Origin of the sequence: Candidatus Defluviibacterium haderslevense, assembly GCA_016712225.1 — a bacterium.
GTDB classification, from domain to species: Bacteria; Bacteroidota; Bacteroidia; order Chitinophagales; family Saprospiraceae; genus Vicinibacter; species Vicinibacter haderslevensis.
The window spans coordinates 4101113-4121939 of sequence record JADJRL010000003.1; the positions used below are offsets into that span (position 1 = coordinate 4101113).

General features: G+C 36.5%; 3 protein-coding genes. All 3 read right to left on the bottom strand.

From position 1 onward, the window contains the following. Positions 1–141 precede the first annotated feature (141 nt). Entirely contained in the window at positions 142–936 is a 795-nt protein-coding gene (locus tag IPK88_16155; GenBank protein MBK8244960.1) for a thymidylate synthase, read from the bottom strand. 291 nt (positions 937–1227) lie between these two features. Continuing rightward, entirely contained in the window at positions 1228–9012 is a 7785-nt protein-coding gene (locus IPK88_16160; protein ID MBK8244961.1) for an HYR domain-containing protein, read from the bottom strand. Positions 9013–9050: 38 nt separating this feature from the next. Further along, positions 9051–20771, bottom strand: a complete 11721-nt coding sequence (locus tag IPK88_16165; GenBank protein MBK8244962.1) for a choice-of-anchor D domain-containing protein — start codon at positions 20769–20771, stop codon at positions 9051–9053. Positions 20772–20827 lie beyond the last annotated feature (56 nt).

The following is a 20827-nucleotide window of genomic DNA, read 5'->3' on the forward strand; positions in this document are numbered from 1 at the left end:
TTTTATACTCGCTTTCGGTGCAAAAGTAGCCTGAATAATTAAATTTCAAAACTTTATTACGTATCATTTATAATAAATTTTAATAATATTTTAACGAAATTCCAATCAATATATCCAAAACAGTTAAAATCTTCTTAAAGTTTAAACTGCAATAGGTGCTTTTATTGAAGGATGAAAAGTATAATTTATCAAGTTAAAGTCTTCAATAGTAAAATTAAATATATCTTTTTTATCTTTGTTTATAATTAAATTTGGTAATGCATAAGGTTTTCTGCTTAATTGAATTTCAGCTTGCTCCAAATGATTTAAATATAAATGTACGTCTCCAAAAGAATGTATAAAATCCCCTGGTTCTAAGTTGCAAACATGAGCCATCATCATGGTTAAAAGAGCATAAGAAGCAATATTAAAAGGAACTCCTAAAAATACATCGGCACTACGTTGATATAACTGGCAAGACAACTTGCCCTCACTCACATAAAATTGAAATAAACAATGGCAAGGACTTAATGCCATTTCTGGCAAATCACCTACATTCCAAGCTGAAATAATGATTCTACGAGAATCAGGCTGTGTTTTAATGAGCTGGATTGCCTGACTTATCTGATCTATTGCTGCTCCAGTTGAAGTCGTCCAAGATCTCCATTGATGCCCATAGACTGGTCCTAAATCACCATTGTCATCAGCCCATTCATCCCAAATAGTAACCCCATTCTGATTCAAATAACTAATATTGGTATCTCCTTTTAAAAACCATAGGAGTTCATAAATAATGGACTTTAGATGTAGTTTTTTTGTGGTGACCAAAGGAAATCCTTGAGCTAGATCAAATTTCATTTGATACCCAAATACACTTTTTGTACCCACTCCTGTTCTATCAGATTTCACGACACCATTTTGGTATACATGCCGCAATAAATTCTGATACGCTTCCATTAGTTTGTTTGAAAATTGAAGCTCAAATTTAAGAACATATTTAATTTTTTATAATAGATAATACATTTAATTTACTTCTATTAACAATTATTTCTGATAAACTCTTGGAAGATGGACTAATCAACCGCATTCCGGATAAGATGAAATTCTGCTCAGTTTGATAATCATATCAATAAGTTACTATAAAATAACAAATCAAAGACGAAATATTTTGCACTAAGCCTAATAAACAAATAAAGCCCTTCAATAAATTACTGAAGGGCTTTATTTGCTATTATATTCATTTTTTGTTTAATCCACCAATAACATACGTTTAGTTGCAGTATGATCAGCAGCATCAAGTTGATAATACAGTATTGAAGATGTACTCAATTCACTCTTAAGTATTTTGAAATGATTTAAGCCCTTCTGACCTTGTAATTCATAAACTCGAACTACTTTACCAGCTACATCATAAATGGTTAATTTAACAGCAGCTGCTTCAGGTAAACGATACCCGATAACAGATTCAGTTCTAAATGGATTTGGTTCATTTTGGTATAACTCGAAAATACCAGTTTCTACAATTCCTTCATCTGTTCTGACAACTAACTTCACATCTTTTAACTGATCTAATTGGTCATAAGCTTCAGCATGAGTTACATCACTTGTTATGGTGATCATTTTACTGATGTTACCAGTTTGAACTGCTTTAAAGACAACAGTGTATAACACTTCATCGTTTGAGTGTGTAACACCGGTATTTGAGTTCCAGCTTGTTGTTAAAATACCATCACGGATATTCGCTACATTCGTTTCGTTCATATTGAGAACTCCAGATTCAACTTTTTCAAAAATGAGACTTTCATGATCAAAGTTCATAGTAAATTGATAGCCGGCAATATTAGCAAAATCATTTGATCTGATGGCCATTTTATAATAGTTTCCAGCAACAACTTCTGCTTCATCAATTTCAAGATTTACGACACCTGTAGTCCTAATGGTTGGGGTTATTAATCCAGCTTTAGCATTACCCGTCAAATCACCCATCTTAATAGCCATGAAGTTTTGATTGTAATCTTTAACTAGAGCAGGAGTTATAATAGCAGTCCTAGGTGCATTAAATGGTTTGGTTGGATCAACAAAGGTGTATGTTTCAGGAACAAAGGTCCATGATTGTACTTTGCCAAAATCAGGAATAACACCTAAGATTAGTTTTCTGATTTCAGAAATATCGGAAGCAGTTACTGTACCTGATGCATTAACATCTGCAGCAATCATCTTATATGGACTTGTAATGAGTGCCTGACCTAAGATATGTTTTTGAATTTTAACTATATCAGCAGTACTCACACCGTTTAGATGATCATCATTTCGGATTGGTTTAACTGTATACGCTTCATTAAGAACCAAATCACCAAACTTATACGGACTACCAGAAACTTCACGCATCATAGTGGCATTACGTTCTAATTGTACTTTAACAGATTTAGTCTCTTCATTTCCTTCTGTCATTAAATTACCTACAATTCTTGCAAAAGATCCTGTGTTGAGACAGCTGTCTAGATTATCCTGAACAATGACTACTGTTTTACAATAATCTTTGTTGCCTTCCTCATCCTGAACCCACATTTCAACATTGACTCTTAACTCATCATTTTGTCCTGCTTTAACAAAATCATCACAACAAACCCTAATACTTGGTTTGTTTTCATCACCATCAAAATAGAATTTCAAACTATCTTTTGGTGTGCAATTGTCATAGCTCCCAAGATTTAAGTCTTTAGCCCAAATATCTACACATCCGGAAGAAGGCATTGGAACCGTAATTACCCCGGTAATACAATATGGAGTTGGTGCCTTACAATCTTTTATTTCAAATAAGGTCTCACATACACCAATATTTCCACAACCATCTTCTACGTTCCATCTGATCTTATGAATACCTATTGGATAAGTACCACTTGCATTGAATGGATTGTGATTATCATCAGCGAATGGATTATGGCTATATTCTACAGTATCTCCGGCATTATATTGTCGTTGAGTTAAAGTACCCACTCTAAAGTCGTAACCACCATGAACACCTTTACCATCATTGTAAGCATCTATTTTGTATTCCCAGAACAACCAATCAAGAGGAGTACAGTTATCTGTAGCGGTTGCAGTTAAACTAATATGACCTACACAAACTTTTAGTGTTGGATCTATAGATGCTGGTTCACAAGGACCTACATTGCATGTTACAACAGGTTTATCTTGATCACGAACTTTTATAATTTGTAAAGCTTCCCATCTTCCAATATTCGGATCAATAAATGGATCATACTGACACCAGTCAATAACAACCCATTTACGCAATACTTTGAAGCATGCATCAGGTTCAATAGTAAACGTTTCATCAAAATGTTCAATGGAAATCAAAGAACAATTATCATCTGCATTATTCACAACTGTTGGTTTACCCAGTTGTGGATTTTCAGGGCTAATGTCCGCTCCACAACCATCAATCACAATTGGATTTTGGTTACAAACACCATTTGGCCACTGAATATCAGAATATCTTGGATCGTTGCAATTTAATGGATCAATAAAGAATGGATCACAATCTACCACCCAAATTGTTTGAATCGCATTTACCCTACTGTTGTTCGGTCCTACCGCCGTAATGATACGTTGGATTTGACCTTGGCCACATTCACGTAAATCATTTACAACTATAGTCGGTGTAGTTCCACAAGCACTTAAAGCATAACCATCAAATCCCCATACTAATTCATATTTACGATCCCAATGTGCAGAATCAAACAATTGATTATAGTATACGCAGGCTTGATTTGGTGCCGGCATAGGCACTTGATTGGTTTGTAAGAATCCAGGATATCCTGTTAATTGATTTCTTTCACAGAATTTATGACAAACAATATCAGAAGTTTTAACTTTTTCTCTTGTATTCAAGTCAGTCACTACACGTCCGAATTGTCTATCATTTGGATCTGAAGCTTTAGCAATGTCAAACCAATACCAACAGCTAACGACCATATTTGGTGGTGCTATTACAGTAGGCACTCCTTTATTTTGAACTTCAACCTCAATCATACAATCTGAGAAGTGACCAAATAATGGTCTGCCAGCATTCATTAATGTTGGGTTAATTGGACCAGCTCCAGGATCTACATCAAAAACTCTCAATACAACCATTATTGTTTTTCCAACATCTTCGCAGCAGAATCTGGTATAGTCATCAAAATAAACTTGATTACCAACAAGAGTTGCGTCATCATCACCATTCGATCCACCACAAGAAACTGTATTATCACGAGTACTTCCATTGTTAGTACCTAGTAAATCAGCCATACGTATGGTTTTGAAGAATACATGTGGGCTGCAATTATCGTATGAACCTTCATCAAATGATTCAGCATAAATTTTTGCACCATTTTCTGACGGAGACAAATTACCATTAACTGAAACAACAGTTTTTGTTCTGCAAATTGGAACTGGAGGCAATCCATCAACTACGGATAAGCTAATTTTCTTAACAGTAGAATTTCCACATTTGTCTTTAGCAACAATTTCCATTCTATGAACTCCAACAGGTAAATTAAACACAGCCCAAGTTCCATTCGGATATTGAACTGCAGTACCTGCCCATGCTCTTACAATGATATAAGTCGAATCAGAACAATTATCTTTAATCCATGGTGGAGAAACCACCCAAGTTGCTTTGCATGTACTGCTATTATCAGTAGTGATTACCAAGGTATCTGGGTATGAAATTTCAGGACCTCGTTTATCCAATACTTTAATATTTTGAATAAACTTAAATGGATTCACGCCAGCTATTACTGGTAAGCACATATTTCTAACACTCCATTCTCTTAAGATATCCGTACTATTTTCACATACCTCATATACTTCATCCACATATTTCATGGAAATAGCGCATCTGCCTCTCAATGATAAATCAATACCATCAATAGTTGGATAACCAGTGCCCTCCCACTTAACGATTTGATCAGGTCCCCAACACAATCTGTTTCCAGAATATTGTGGATGAGCATCATAATAGATTGGGTATGGTGATGGATGACCAACATTTGGTCCAGAAGTTAAGAAATTCCAACCTAGTTTTCTAGGTACGCGAATTAAACCTCCTGAGGATTTCCAAATTGCAGAATCTAATAAATAACCATCTACACATTCCGGATATGGTGTGATGTGTTGTGAAACATCCTTATCATACTTTTTATCCTGACATTCAAGACTTGGATAAGTTATATCATCATAATTTTTCGGAAACTTGATATCCGCTAAATCTAATCTTCTGATGTAGATATATTGTATGCAAGTATCCGAATTTCCTGATTCATCAACTACAATCCAATTTCTTTGAATTTCAGCTACATAAGGCGATGCGCATTCACCATATTCTGTAAAGTCATCGTGATATTCAAATGTATATGATTGTTCACAAGTCAACAAGGTTGGTCTTCCTAAATCATCAGGATCTATCGTTGAAATACATGTAACAATAGTATCTCTAGGACAAGCTATGTTTGGTTTTTGTTTATCTTCAATGCATACTTTGCCCCAACATGAATTACCTGATCTAGGATCTGTGACTGTTACAATAAAACACTTACCAACATCAGAATAGTTGAAACGATTAGGATGCGGCACGTTGGTGCTTGCATCTTTAACTGTAATGATATAGTCATTGTAGCAATAATGATTTCCTCCTTCTAAAATCATATCTGCATTCAACACTGCAGAACAGTTTTGATCCAATGACAAATTAAGTTGATCATTACAAACCAACTCAGCTGATGAAGGTATGTATGGATTCACCGTCACATTGAAACAAGAAGAATCAATATTACAACTCTTATCACGTGCATAAACACAAACCCGAGTTGTTCCTTTGAAGTATGAACCATTAGCAGGAACAGACCAGATAGAATCTATACCGCAACTATCATTTGCATCGATTGGGAAGTTAAAGAATTTACCGCAATCTCCTGGATCAGAAGATATCGTGATATCTTTATTAGCAGTTACAACTGGGGCATTTACATCTCTCACTGTAACACTGAACATACACATTCCTGTATTACCACTTCGGTCCGTTAAGATATAGGTAAACTTAGTTGTACCAATAGATAATAAAACGGAATCACATGAACCAGCTGGAACATTCTTTTTATTTGCCGGAATATCTGAAGGCGTTAATGTAGTTCCACATGGGGTAGTCTGAGTAATTCCTGTAAAAGAAACATCCATAGTACCTCCCTTACAGTTATCATTGAATACAGGGTGATACCACAAGAATTTTTTATGACATTGTCTAAAATCAGCATTCACTATGGTATCTCTAAGTACTGCAGGAGAAATACATAAAATTTGTAATCTCCAATTAGACAATACATTAGTTATTAATGATGCTGAACAAGAATTGTCCTCTAATTCTAAAGTCCAAATACCATTTGATCTTTCATGGTATACAGAGTTCATTGTTTCTTGAGCTTTATAGAAACCGCCATTTCCAAAATTTGGTACACAAGGTGCGGATGTAATATTTCCATTTGCACCACCTTTTGCAGCTAATTCGCTTACATTTAAATTAAAGCTTGTTGCAGCAGGACAAATGTTATCCCAAATTAAAATTCTGGTCCCACTTGGACTTACCAGGGTCACTTTCCAATCTCCTAAATTCTCACTGGAATTTCCAGTTAAATTTAATAATCTAAAATCACCAACTAGACAGTTGTTCGGAACTGTAATTGTAGATTTAAAGCAAGTGCCTTGATTAAATGGAACATTTAGATTAGTCGGGTTAATGAAAGTTAATGTATCATACTTAGCACATTCAGGAGCCTGAACATCTAATACCGTAACTGTAGATGAACAACATCTGACATTAGCCAAAATACTTTGTAATGCTACAGTGTCTCCATTTGAAGGAACAAACTTATGATCTTTATTCAAAGATCCGATCGTAGCTGGTATGCAACTTGTTGCTAACTCCCAATCAGAAGATAAATTTGAATCAAAATGGCTGATTCTGTAATAACTACCTCTACATAATTGTTGACCTAATGCACCTTTCCAATCGTTCAATGTAATTGGATCTGCAGAACCTTTTCCAACTGGATTGAATCCATTAGTAGCTACAACATCAATATTTCTATCATTCAATTTCAAAGAATATCCTCTGCCCACATTAGGACCCACTTGAGTACAATTCATGTTAAAGAATAAATTAGCCGGAGAATCTGTACCAGCACCCACGTGGAATGTAGCCACTCTTCCAGGAGCCAAGAAATGCATAGGCATTAATGGGAATTTCGGAGGCAATACATAGGTACAAACAGTACCGGCAGCATCAACGATTTCAATAGACAAACAAGTAAGATCAATTACCGTTGGACCATAATTTGTAATTTCAATAAAATCACCGTCAATAAGTTCAGCAGGTGCCACATTAGCAGAAATAAATGCAGGAACTGGATTGGTTCTACCCACTGTTGTTGCTCCACCAAACATTTGCGTTACTTCAGATATGAGCAATATTGGTTGATCATAAACACAATAATCTATTGTATTTTTTCCAACTGGGAAGAATGATCCTGAAGCATCTGTAAATCCTCTACTCAACACTTTACCAGTGCTATCTTTTATTTGATAGGTAACTGTTGTATATGGGCAATTATCTGTAACATTAGTAGGCTTTAAGCTTGGAGAAATCACCGATATTCCACATGAATCAATTGCTGTATTTACAGTCAACGCTGCCGGACAAGTAATTGAAGGAACATCCCAGTAATCATTCACTATAATTTTTAAAGAGCAAGTGTCTCTGTTGTCACATGGATCTTTAGCTTCAAAAACCAAAATGGTAGTTCCAACAGGGAATCGATCACCTGATTTTAAACCCGTTTTATCAATTTGGGTTATTGTTGGAACACTGCAATTATCGAAAGCTGCCATTGGTGAGAAATTCACATAAGCATCGCAATGGAAAGTTTCAGCAGCTATTACAATTGGAGGTCTAGGGCAATTAAAGAATACCGGTTTAGTGGTATCCACTGTTCCAACAGTTAATGTCCTATTGGCGAAATTACCACAATCATCAGTTGCTGTAAAAGTTACAGCCTGTGTTCTAGTATCTCCACAACCTTTCACCCATCTTGTATCACTAAAATTATGTCTCCAGTTAATGACATCTGAACATGCATCGGTAGCTCTTAAACCACCAAAACTATCTAACCACGCTACAATATCATCATCATTGCCAGCATTACTTTGATCACATGAAGTTAATTTATTATATCCGCTTGCTGGATCTATGACCGGAGCTGTGATATCTCTGATATAGAATGTTGCTTCTCTAAAACTTGAATTACCTGAACAGTCAAATGCTGTAAATCGATAAATCATACTATCGGTATTACTACATTTATCATAATGTCTAACTAAGTCATGTTCAATTCGAGTTGTTCCATTACAATCATCCACTAACAATACACCGCCGCCATTTATAGCTAACCATGCATTTAAATTAGGTGGATTTCCGTTTCTATCACATTCAGCAATCATGTTGGCAGGATTAACAGACCAAACAGGTGCAGTGGTATCACGCACTCTAAATTCAGCAATAGTACCGGCACTTAGATTACCGCATGAATCTCTATATTGGAACATCCAAGTTTCTGTTACAAGCGGTGCTGCACAGCCTTGTATAGTTCGCATTAAAGTAGAACTTGTAAAGTCAGGAGCCGGTGGCAAAATAACAGCATTTCTAGTCTTGCCATCACACTGATCAAAAGAAACAGATCTGCCCATTGCATTTAACCAAGCCGTTCTAGCAGTAGTAATATTAGCAGGTGAACCATTTGCTACTGAACAGAAAATGGTTGTATCCTTCGCAGGTGAGGTAATTTGAGGAGCAACAATGTCTCTAACAGCAACAGTTGCTTGAGCCGTAACGGAATTTCCGCAGGCATCAGAAGCCGTGAAAGTAACTAATGCACTACCTGTATTCCTATTACATCCTCCGGTCAACCGAACAAAATTATTCGTATATCTAACTGTCAATTGACATGAATCTATGGCAACACCATCTCCATTTTTTCCTAACCAGGATTGGCTGTGTTCACTGGATTAACTGTTGATATATTCGAAGTAAGGTTACCATCACAATTGTCAAATGCAGTGGCTCCAGCATCTGTGTATGAATCATTTTTACATAGTTCAATAGTCGCTGCTCCTAATCTAGTTATAACCGGTTTTTCTGCATCATTAACTGTAATGGCAAACATACAAGTTGGCGCTCCGCACGGATTTGTTGCAGTAACTGTAACTAAGGTATTGCCTTTAAGAAATGTAGAATTGCTACCCGTTCCACTTCCACTGCCCGTTGTAGCACCTGTAAATACATAAGAATAAGTTGGGGCAGGCGTTCCATTTGCGGTAACAATATAACTTACAATTGCATTACATAGTCCTGCATCATTAGGAACAATAATGGTAGAATTTGGACATGAAGTAATTGAAGGTGGTGAGCAAACAAATTCTCCTTTTATTGCAAAATCAAATGGGCTTTCATCACAATCACTACTTACAATATTTATTGTTGCTGTATGTATACCTGGGGTGATTGGGGTGTAGGTCACATCAAATGTTAGCATTCCATTAGGCCCATTAATAGTTGCCGGCAAAGTGATATTACCTAAAGTGAACAAACTAGCATTGGTACCTGTGATCGTAATAGCACCAGACTGCAATGCTAAATCTAAATTACCAATATTTTTGATCTTAAATGTTCGAGTTATTGGTGCTGAGGTTGTTTGACCAAAATCAGTGTGGTCATCAGGATCCGGACTTGGATCTCCATCTACAATTATTATGTTATTTCCTCTGAGTTCAATTTCACCAAGAGATTCAAAATCAACTGTGGAAACACCACTACTTGTACCTGAACAGCCGTTAACATCCACAATTGAACTAATGGTAAAGGTATTTTGTCCAGGGCCTCCATTTACGGAAACAGCTAATTGTGAAATCCCTGAACTCACAACTGTATGTGAACTTGCATCTGAAAGAATTACTGTAAATGGTGCGTTACCAGCCGTTATATTAATATCTAATTGAACTGTAGTTGTCCCCGGGCACACTATTAAAGCATTGTTAAAAGATGCCGCTGGTAAAGGATTAACCTGGATCATTTGATTGTCAGTTCCTATACATCCATTTGTATTGGTTACCGTAACAATATAATTTTGAGTAGAGGTAGAAGTAATGGTTTGTGTTGTAGCATTAGTGCTCCACAAATAAGCAGTATAAGTTCCTGCATCCAATGTTGCCATATCACCACTGCAAAGTATTCCATCATTATTATTTGTACCTGAAGTTTCTGTAACCAAAATATTAGGAGTTGGATTTGGATTTACTGTGATCAATTGATCATCAGTAGCCGTGCATCCATTAACATCTGTGACAGTTACTGTATAAGTGCCCGTTGTATTTGCACTGATGGACTGGTCCGTTGCAGAAGTATTCCACAACCATGACGAAAATATTCCAGCATCTAAAGTTGCAGAAGCACCAGCACATAAAATGCCATCGTTGTTTGTATTGCCTGATGTTTCAGCAACAGTAATGGTAGTAGTTGGTAACGTATTTACTGTAATTGTTGATGTACCACTGAAATCAGCACAACAATTATTAGCATCATATATTTTAGTCACGGAATATGTAGTTGTAGTGACTGGCGTCCTAGTTATGTAATTTACACCATTAGCATTTAAAGTGTGAACGCTGCCATCTGATAAGGTCACTGTAAATGGTGCCGTACCTCCAGTAATCGTTAATTTTACACTACCCGGTTTGCCAATGCATATAGCAGTATCTCTGCTCATAACCGCAGTGGATGGATTACAACCATTACCTTGAATGGTAAAATTATATGGATTATTGTCACATGATTTATTGGCTACATTGACTACGGCATTTTGTTGGCCAATAGCAGTTGGCGCAAACTTAATTCCAATAATTGTCGATTCACCTGGTGCTAATTCCAAATCTGATGGCTGACTATCTACAGTAAAATGTGTAACAGGAACGACAGTAACCGGATTAGGTCCTATCAATCTCATAATACCTCCCCCATTATTTTTTATAGTATAATTTGTTACGATATTTTGACCAATTGGAATACCACAGACCAGTGTTCCATCATTTATCGAAGGTGTTATATCACCATCTTCAATGAGTACATTATTTCCAAATGCATCTGTATTCGGTACTATGTTAGCACATGCATCCGGTGCTGTCAAAAAGCTATTTGCATTAACTGTTCCCGTATATCCATTTCCAGTACCACCTAGATTTGTAGGACCATTTGCAGCGCCCCAATAATTACTTGTTGCATTTAATGTTCCTGTAACAGCAGATTTTATTGCAGTAGTATTACACATCATACTATTATTGATTAAACTTAAACCTGTAATCGTTGAATTGATAAAATCCATACCAAAATTATTATCATAAAAAGTATTGCATTTGATCGTTTCAGAAACACTTCCACTTACCTGCAATCCATTATCTCTACCTTGCGCATAAATTTTTTGAATGGTATTTCCCATTCCACTTGTCAACCGTAAACCAGTACCCTGTCTTGTTGAACCAGAGCGTGAAAGATCTAATGAATTTACTTCTGCATTACACACGCTTGATAAATGCAACACATAACCTGTTCCAGCAGCAACTTCGCTTAATCCATTCGTACCATACAATCCAAGATTGACATTTGTACCACCAAAAGTTCCGTCAGAAATTTTTAGATTAGACATGTTTACAAATTTCAAACCATATAATGCATTGGTACCTCCGAATTTATTTCCACTAATGGAAACACCACCTGATAAGTTACCTTCAACGACATGTTCCAAACGTATTGCGGGTTCGTCATCTGCAATTCCTGTTGTTTGAAAATCATTTCCTGTGATGGTATAATCTGATCCATTATTAATTCGAATTCCCATTCGTCTATTCTTAATCAAATTATTACTGAAGATATTTCCATAGTGACCAGCGCCATCATTATGACAATAAATTCCAGTTCCTGATTGAGTACCAGTAAAATTTAAGTTAAGACTATCAATGACTATTCCGGATGTATTTCTAAGCATAATTGTCGAAGGGAAATTACCAGCAATTCCAAGAGCTCTGTAAAGACTATCTGCAGCTGTTACCACTATGTGATTTCCCGGACCTGCAATGTTGGTAATCTTAATTCCACCGATATTTTCAAGTCGGATACCACAATTCATATTAATACTATTTACCGAACCAAACTTATTTCCACTAGCTGTCAATCCCATAGGAATAGACGCATCAAGTTGCGAAATACTATTAATGTAAAATGCTGGTTCATCTGAATTAAATCCACAACCTCGGAGATCATTATTATTTACTGTATAATTTTGTCCTCCCGATAAAATTATACCTGAACGATGTCTTCTTGCATCACAATTTTTTATAGTTACAGGACCATAATCTGAACTATTATCTACTCTAATACCTGTTAAATCCTGAGCCGGCGTTGCACCAACAGGACGAGATACATCAACATTATCGATCGTTGCATTATTAACATTTACCAGATGGATGAGATTATAACCATTACTACTGGAATTATATGCATGGTTGTTGAGTCCACAATTATCTTCGAATGTAATATTTCTGCCAACTACAGAAGTATCACCTATAATAAGATCGCGCATATGTTCAAAACGCACACCACTTAATGCATTAGTTCCACCAAATGTATTACCACTCATGAGGATGCCACCTGGCAAACTATTGGATTGAATATACGATAAGTAAATAGCAGGTTGATCAGCAATATAACCTGAATTAAGAAATGAATTATTTGTAATCGTATAATCTCTTCCTCCAGTAATATACATACCACGATAGTAATTGTTGAAATTACAATTTCTGACGGTCACATTTGAATTTATAGAACTGTTATTTATATAAATTCCACTGCGGTCTTTTCCACTTGGTCGTGAAGCATCCACATTATCTATGATCGTATTTGAAACTACCGTAAAATATAATACAGGACTGTTACTATTACCTTCCGTGGCGGTACAGTTATTTACACCACAATTATCTTCAAGAACAATATGTGCTCCACTAACTGAAGCGTCACCAACAATTAAATCTTTCATATTATCAACACGCAATGCTGTACGCACTGCAGAGCCTCCGAATGTATTGCCATATGCGCTAATTCCAATTGGAATAGCTTGCCCTTGCACATTTGCAAAAAATAATCCCGGGTAGGATATGGATTGACCAGATCCTGTCAGATTATTATTAAATACGGTATAATCTCTTCCAGAATTAAAATGAAAACCTTTAAAGCGATTACCTCCTTTACAGTTTTTTACAACTGAATTCAAACAACCATTCAAATACAAACCAAATGAATTGGCTTGTCCCCCGGTAGCTTTTGAAAAATCTACGTTGTCGATAATAATATTCCTAACCGAATTCATTTTCATGCAACCTCTGTTGCTTACATCAGTACCTCCGACTTCATTCAAACCACTACCATCTTCTATGGTAATATTACATCCCATAACTGAAGCATCACCAATAGTGAGATCTCTCATGTTGTCGAAACGAATTCCAAATTCGGATGTAGAACTATTAAATGATCCACCAAAAAGATTACCACTCATTAATATGCCACCAGTAAGTGAACCAGCAGAAACACTATTGATATAAAGGGCTGGTCGGTCTTCATAATATCCGGAATACCTAAAATCATTATTCGTCAGTGTTAGATCTTTTCCACCGTTGACCCAAATTCCAACATGATGTTGTTTTAGTAAACAGTTCTTTATGGTAAAGTTTTTATAGGTGGCATTACCACTATTATCAAGATAAATACCTGTACCCTCTCTTCCGCTGAAACTTCTGGATACATCCACATTATCAACAGTCAAATTGGAGACTCCGGAAAAGTACAACACAGCAGTTAAATCAGTACAATTCATATTATTTGCTCCGCTGTTATCTTCTATTTTAATGTTAGCCCCAACCACTGAGGCATCACCAACCACCAGTCCATCTACACCATCTACTCTCAATGCTGTTCTCGCGTTTGTACCACCAAAGAGGTTCCCGCTCGCTATCATTCCCTTAGGAATATTCAATGGCCGCACACTATTAAACCAAATTGCTGGACGCGAATTGTCATTCCCTGAATTGGTCAGATCATTATTTATTATGGTATAATCTTTTCCTGAACCACAATAAATAGCACAATACCTGTTGTTTATTTTACAATTTTTGACAGTGATGTTGCTGTGATTATAGGTATTTTCAATCCTTATTCCCCAGCCAGTAAATCCAATTGTTGAATTCAAATCCACTTTATCAATCGTAGTATTAGATACACCAATTAAATAGATACAATAATAATCACCATCTCTGCCAGTCGCCCGCATTCCGCTTGCATCTTCAAGTGTGATATTTGCCCCTACAACGGTTTGGTTTCCAATCAATAAATTGCTCATATTATCAATCCGCAAGCCAATTCTAGAAACACCTGTTCCAAATAAATTACCACTAGCAATGATACCTTTAGGTATAATATCTTCTGTTATTCCATTCAACCATAATGCTGGTCTGGTTTGATCATTTCCACAATTCTGGAGATCATTATTCTGTATCGTGTAATCCTTACCAGAACCACAATAAATTGCACTGTAACGATTGTTGATTTTACAATTTTTAATTGTGATATTTTTGTTTGCACTTGTATTATCAATTCTAATTCCCCAGCCTTGGTAACCGTAAGTCGTAGCTGTAAGGTCCAGATTGTCTATAGTAATATTTGATACACTATTTAACCAAAGCGCGTAATTATCGCCTGTACTTGTAGCATTAAAACCGCTTCCATCCTCAATTTTAATATTCGCAGCAACCACTGAAGCATCGCCAATAATTAGGTTACTCATGTTATCAATTCGAATCCCAAAAGCACTTCTATTATTACCTGTAGCATCTCCATACAAATTTCCACTAATATCCACGGAATTTGGCAACAACCTAGAACTCACAGCATTAAGATGAATTATAGGCAAATTACTATTTACACCTGTCCTTCTAAAATCATTATTTTTAATGGTATGGTCACGGCCACCATTTGAATAAACTCCACGATGTCTGTTTTTAAAAATATTATTGAGAATAAAAACTTCATTACAACTTGTTAGGTCAACTCCAGTACCATCGTAATTTGCATCTGGTCGGGAAATATCCAGATATTTTATGGTTAGGCCTGTGACATTGCTTGCATTAAAACTAGTAATATTAGAGTTTGGATTTATCGTAATTAATGGAGCACTAACCCAACCTGGTTGGGTTGAACCATCGATCATCAGAGGTTGTGTAATAGTTGGAAATACACCAAGAGTTTGAACAATAGTTTGTGCTCCACCACCTCCAATATTAAATTCAATTACATCTGCATCAGCATTGCTATTAGCAGCTGTTATAGCTTCTCTCAGTGAACAATCAGCATCACAAACACCATCATTTGTATCTGCAATTTTTGTTACAACCAATGCGGCTTTTCCAGTTCCTTTTATTGCAACATCGAATGTACCTTCATCTGAATCATCATTTGCAATATTCATGGTGGCATTGCGCGCACCCGTTGCCGTAGGAGTAAATGTAACCGTAAAAGTTGCAGAATCTCCTGCTGGAATAGGGCTGACAGGTGTTAATGCGCCTGCAACAAATTCCATAGCCTCCGATCCGCTAAAACTGATTGATGTGATATTGAGCGGCAATACTCCACGATTGTTAATTGTAAATATCCTAACTACAGGAACAGATATTTTTGTGGAATTGAAATCGGTGAAATTAGCCGTTGAAGGAATCAAGGATCCATCCTCAATTAAATTAAGATTACCCGTAAGCTCAATTTCAGCGAAACTTGAACTCGGACACCCTGATGGTGGTGTGGTTAGATAAGGTGTAACATCTACAGAAGCGGTGACACCATTGGGAGTGCCCACCGGTGGGGCAGCACCACCGAAGTAATTGTTTTCTGCTTTTACAGTTGCTGCTGAATTGATAGCATAAGCCGTATTGCCTGTGAAACTATTTTGTTCAATGGTCATACTACTAACTGGAGCAGCAAGTTGTAGGGCATCAGTGTTGAGTGAAAGATCACTACATTGAATGGTATGATTATTTCCAGAAACGAGATCAATACCATCAACTCTTTTTTGTACAGTCAATGATCTAGCGCGCATATAAGATCCACCGACAACATACAATCCTGTACCAGAAGTGGTACCAGTCAGTGACAATGACACTTGTTCGATGTCAACTCTGTTGGTATTTTCAAGATGAATCGCTCGTGTGGATGCTTTATTAATTCCACAATAAGGCTCTAACTGCAATTCCACATTTACCACGCTGCTATCACCAATGATTACGTCATTAACATTCTCCAATCTCAATCCATGAGTGAATGTTCCGCTGAATGTGTTATGATGAATTGACTTACCAGTTGAGAAAGTTGTATTCAATAAATACATGGCAAGTTCTGTTGCAGCGGCTCCACATGAATTTACCAAATTACTATCAATAGTTAGTCCTGTAACAACATTTGCATAAATACCGGTTCGTCTAGTACCAAAAGTATTATTTTTAATAGTAAACGGATAAAAATTAATATTGTTATCTACTCGTAATCCAATTCCATATTGGGTTGATCCTGTTCTGGTGAAATCTACATTATCAACCGTTGAATTGGAAACATTAGAGAAATAGATTACAGATTCATTACTATTCGCATTATTTCCTACTGTTGCTAGTGCTCCATCTTCAATTGTTACCGTACGGTTAGTAACACTTGCATCCCCTACAACTACATTTTTCATGGTTTCAAAACGAATAGCAGCATTGGTATTCGTTCCTCCAAAAATATTTCCACTCATTACCACTCCACCAGGAAGACTTCCTTCCGTAACACCATTAAGATATATTGCTGGTTCAGTGGCAGCTATACCGCTTGATGTCAAGGTATCATTCTGTATGGTATAATCCGTACCTCCAGAACAATAAATTCCTGTGCGTCGATTAGCAATACCACAATTTAAGATACTGTTATTCTTATTTCCAATCCCATTAATCATTCCAATTCCTAGACCAAATGGGGTTGCGCCATTTCTGCTAAGATTCACATTATCAATGGTAACATTATTCAATTGAGCTCCATAGATTACATATTCGCCACTGCTTGCAATATTCCCTACAGTAGAAAGAACGCCATCTGCAAAAACAATATCTGCACCACTTACAGAATTATCTCCAATGGTAAAATCTGACATGTTTTCTACACGGAGAGCAGTATTGGCATTTGTTCCTCCAAATGTATTATTACTCATAGCAATACCAGCGTCCAGCATAGACTTTTGAAGGTGGGCGAGGTATACTGCTGGTTCACTATTACTAATACCGGATCCAGTAAAATTATTTCCTGTTACCGTGTAATCATTTCCGTTACCTATGAGAAGACCAAGTCGACGATTTTGGATATTGCAATCTTTAACAGTTATAAATCCATTACCATAACTACCTGAAATCCTGATTCCACCATTACGTTGTGCCGGCGAAGTGTAAGCAGATGAAATTTCAATATTGTCAATTATAGAATTTTTTATACTATTCAAATACATCACATAATAAGTACTACTCTGATCGAATCCCACAGCAGTCATTCCATTTCCATCTTCCAGTTTTACGTTTCCACCAGTAGTAGCATCGCCAATGGTTAGATCACTCATATTATCAAAGCGGACTGCTGCACGGGCAAACGAATTCGTGATAGGAACATTACCGAAGGTATTTCCACTAACCAGCACACCACCAGTAAGTGTACCAGCAGTAACATCTCTAAAATCAAGGGCATTAGCTTCTCCATCCCATCCACTATTTGTAATGGTATTATTCTGTACTGTATAGTCTTTCCCTCCTCTGCAATTAATTCCTCGATATCGATTATCTGCTTTGCAATTTTTAATAATAACGGATTGATTCATTACTCCATTGCTCACATAAATACCATAAGAATTACTTGCACCAGCCGTTACCTTGGAACAATCAACATTATCAATGGTAAGACTATCCACATTAGATAGAAGTAGTGCGCCATTTGAATTATAATCTGTACCAACACACTGATTCAATCCACAGATATCTTCAAGAACGATGTTGGCACCCGTTATAGAAGCATCTCCAATGATCAGATTTCTAATATTGGAAATAACAACACCTTTGTTAAAGTTTGGTGTACCGAAAGTATTACCTGAAGCTATAATTCCTGTAGGAATAGTGCCAGGAATGATATTAGATAATTCAAATGCAGCAGTTCCACCTCCGCTACCTATCATGTTGTTATTTGTAATGGTATAGTCCTTCCCATTATCGACCCAAATGCCTCTTTGTCTATTGCCGGCAAGACAATTCGTAATGGTAATGTTTCCAAGTGTTGCGCTATTGGCAACTCGAATTCCCCATGAAATACCCTGACCAGTAGGAACTTTGGAACAGTCTAAACTATTCACCAATATATTATTTACAGTATTCAGATATAGTGCTCCAGTATTAGCAACATCAGAACCAGCTATTTGATTTAATCCGCTATTATCCTCAAGTTTTATGTTGACCCCAGTTGTAGCATCGCCAATGGTAAGGTCATTCATAGCATTTATGTAAACACCGGCATTACTTACCTGAGCCACATTAGTACCAAATAAATTGGAATGCACCAAAACACCACCAGGAATATTACCTGGTTGAATATTGCCCAATTCTAAAGCCCAATAATTATTATGTCCTGAACCACGAAGGTCATTATTAATAATGGTATAATCCTTTCCGCCTCTAACTCTGATTCCTGCTCCACGGTTTTTAATGAGACAATTTTTTATAGTCACATTTTTGTGTGCCGTTGAAATTCCACTTGAACGTGATGATTCATTTTCGACAAAAATACCAAAGCCATTTTGTATTCCACCTAAGGTATAGGACAGATCTAGATCATCTACGATTATATTACTTACATCGTCGAGATACAATAATCCTCTGCGATCTCCACTATTGCTTCCGAATGTATTCATACCACTGTTGTCTTCAATCTTAATTTGAACTCCAGTATTCGCATCTCCTATTGTCAGATTACTCATGCCGCCTACATACAAACCAATACCTGTCTGAAGTACATTAGTTGGTGCATAATAACCATATAAATTGGTGTGTACTAATACACCTCCTGAGATGGCACCTTCAGCAATACTGCTCAGTACTAAGGCATAATTATCATCCCATCCTGAGCCACGGAGATCATTACCTGTCACTGTATAATCTTTTCCATCATTGCAGTATAAGCCAGCATATCTGTTCCTGATCAGACAATTTTTTATGACTATGTTTCCATGTGAAGCACCATTATCTATTCTTATTCCAAAAGAATTTGCAGCACCGCCCAATGAATATGAAGCATCAATATTGTCAATGGTAATATTGGAAACCTGATTCAAAAACAATGCGCCACGGTTACTGGGAGTATTTCCTAAAACGGTATTGAAGCCACTATTGTCTTCAATTTTTATTTGGACACCTGTAATCGAATCTCCAATGATTAAATCATTCATATTGGAAATTTTTAATCCACCTTGACTATGCACAGTACCAAAGCCAAACTGATTTCCACTCATCAATATTCCTCCAGGTATCGCTGCTGCAGACAGATTGCTTAATTCTATAGCATATTGTCCACCTTCTCCTGAACCTTTAACATTGTTATTTTTTATGGTATAGTCTTTGCCATTGCCACAAAGAATTCCTGCCCATCGATTTTTGACATCACAGTTTTTAATTGTAATCGTGGAGTTTGTTACATTATTTTGGAAGTAAATACCAATGGATTGATTTTGACCTCCACTCAAATAGGAAACATCCACATTGTCAACAGTTATGTTATTTACGTTTATAAAATATAAAACGTAATGACCGGCTGCACCCATTGCTGTCAATCCGCTATTATCTTCAAGAACAACATTAGCTCCAACTACGGAGGTATCACCAACCAATACATTATTCATATTCTGGATCCTAAGAGCTGTTAAACCATTCCCTCCAAACTTATTACCACTGACCGCCAATCCACTTGCAATATTTCCAGGCGTAATATTCAAAAAAGACAAAGCCGGATTATTAAAATCAGAACTCGTGGCTAATAGGTCATTGTTTTGTACGGTATGATCCTGACCGCCATTGATTGAAATTCCAGAATTCCGGTTTCTTATAAAATTGTCTATGATTAAAGTTTGGCTACAAGTATTAAAGCTGATTCCCGCACCGCTCCGCACACTTTGATAAGAAATATCAAGACCTTTAATTGTGATTCCGGTTACATTAATAGCCGAGAAAATAGTACCTGTATAGGCTGAACCAACTTTAACATAGGTAGCTTGTGTTCCCGATACAAAACCAGGTTGGGTCGTTCCATTTATGATTATGGGTCCGGATATATTTGGCAACGCTGAGGCAAGTACGATACTAAATGGTCCTGTACCTGCTATGTTGAAATTTATACTATCAGGGCCTGCATTAGCATTAGCATCAGTAATAGCTTGTCGAAATGAACCGGCTCCCGTGTTATTTACATTAATAACCTCATATGTGTTTGCTCTAACCGCATGAAAATCACATATAAAAAACATAATACAAAGCGAATAAAATAAAATTGATTTCATTATGAGATTGGTTTAAAATGTATTTAGAAAGTAAAAGCAATCACCAAATTTCAATA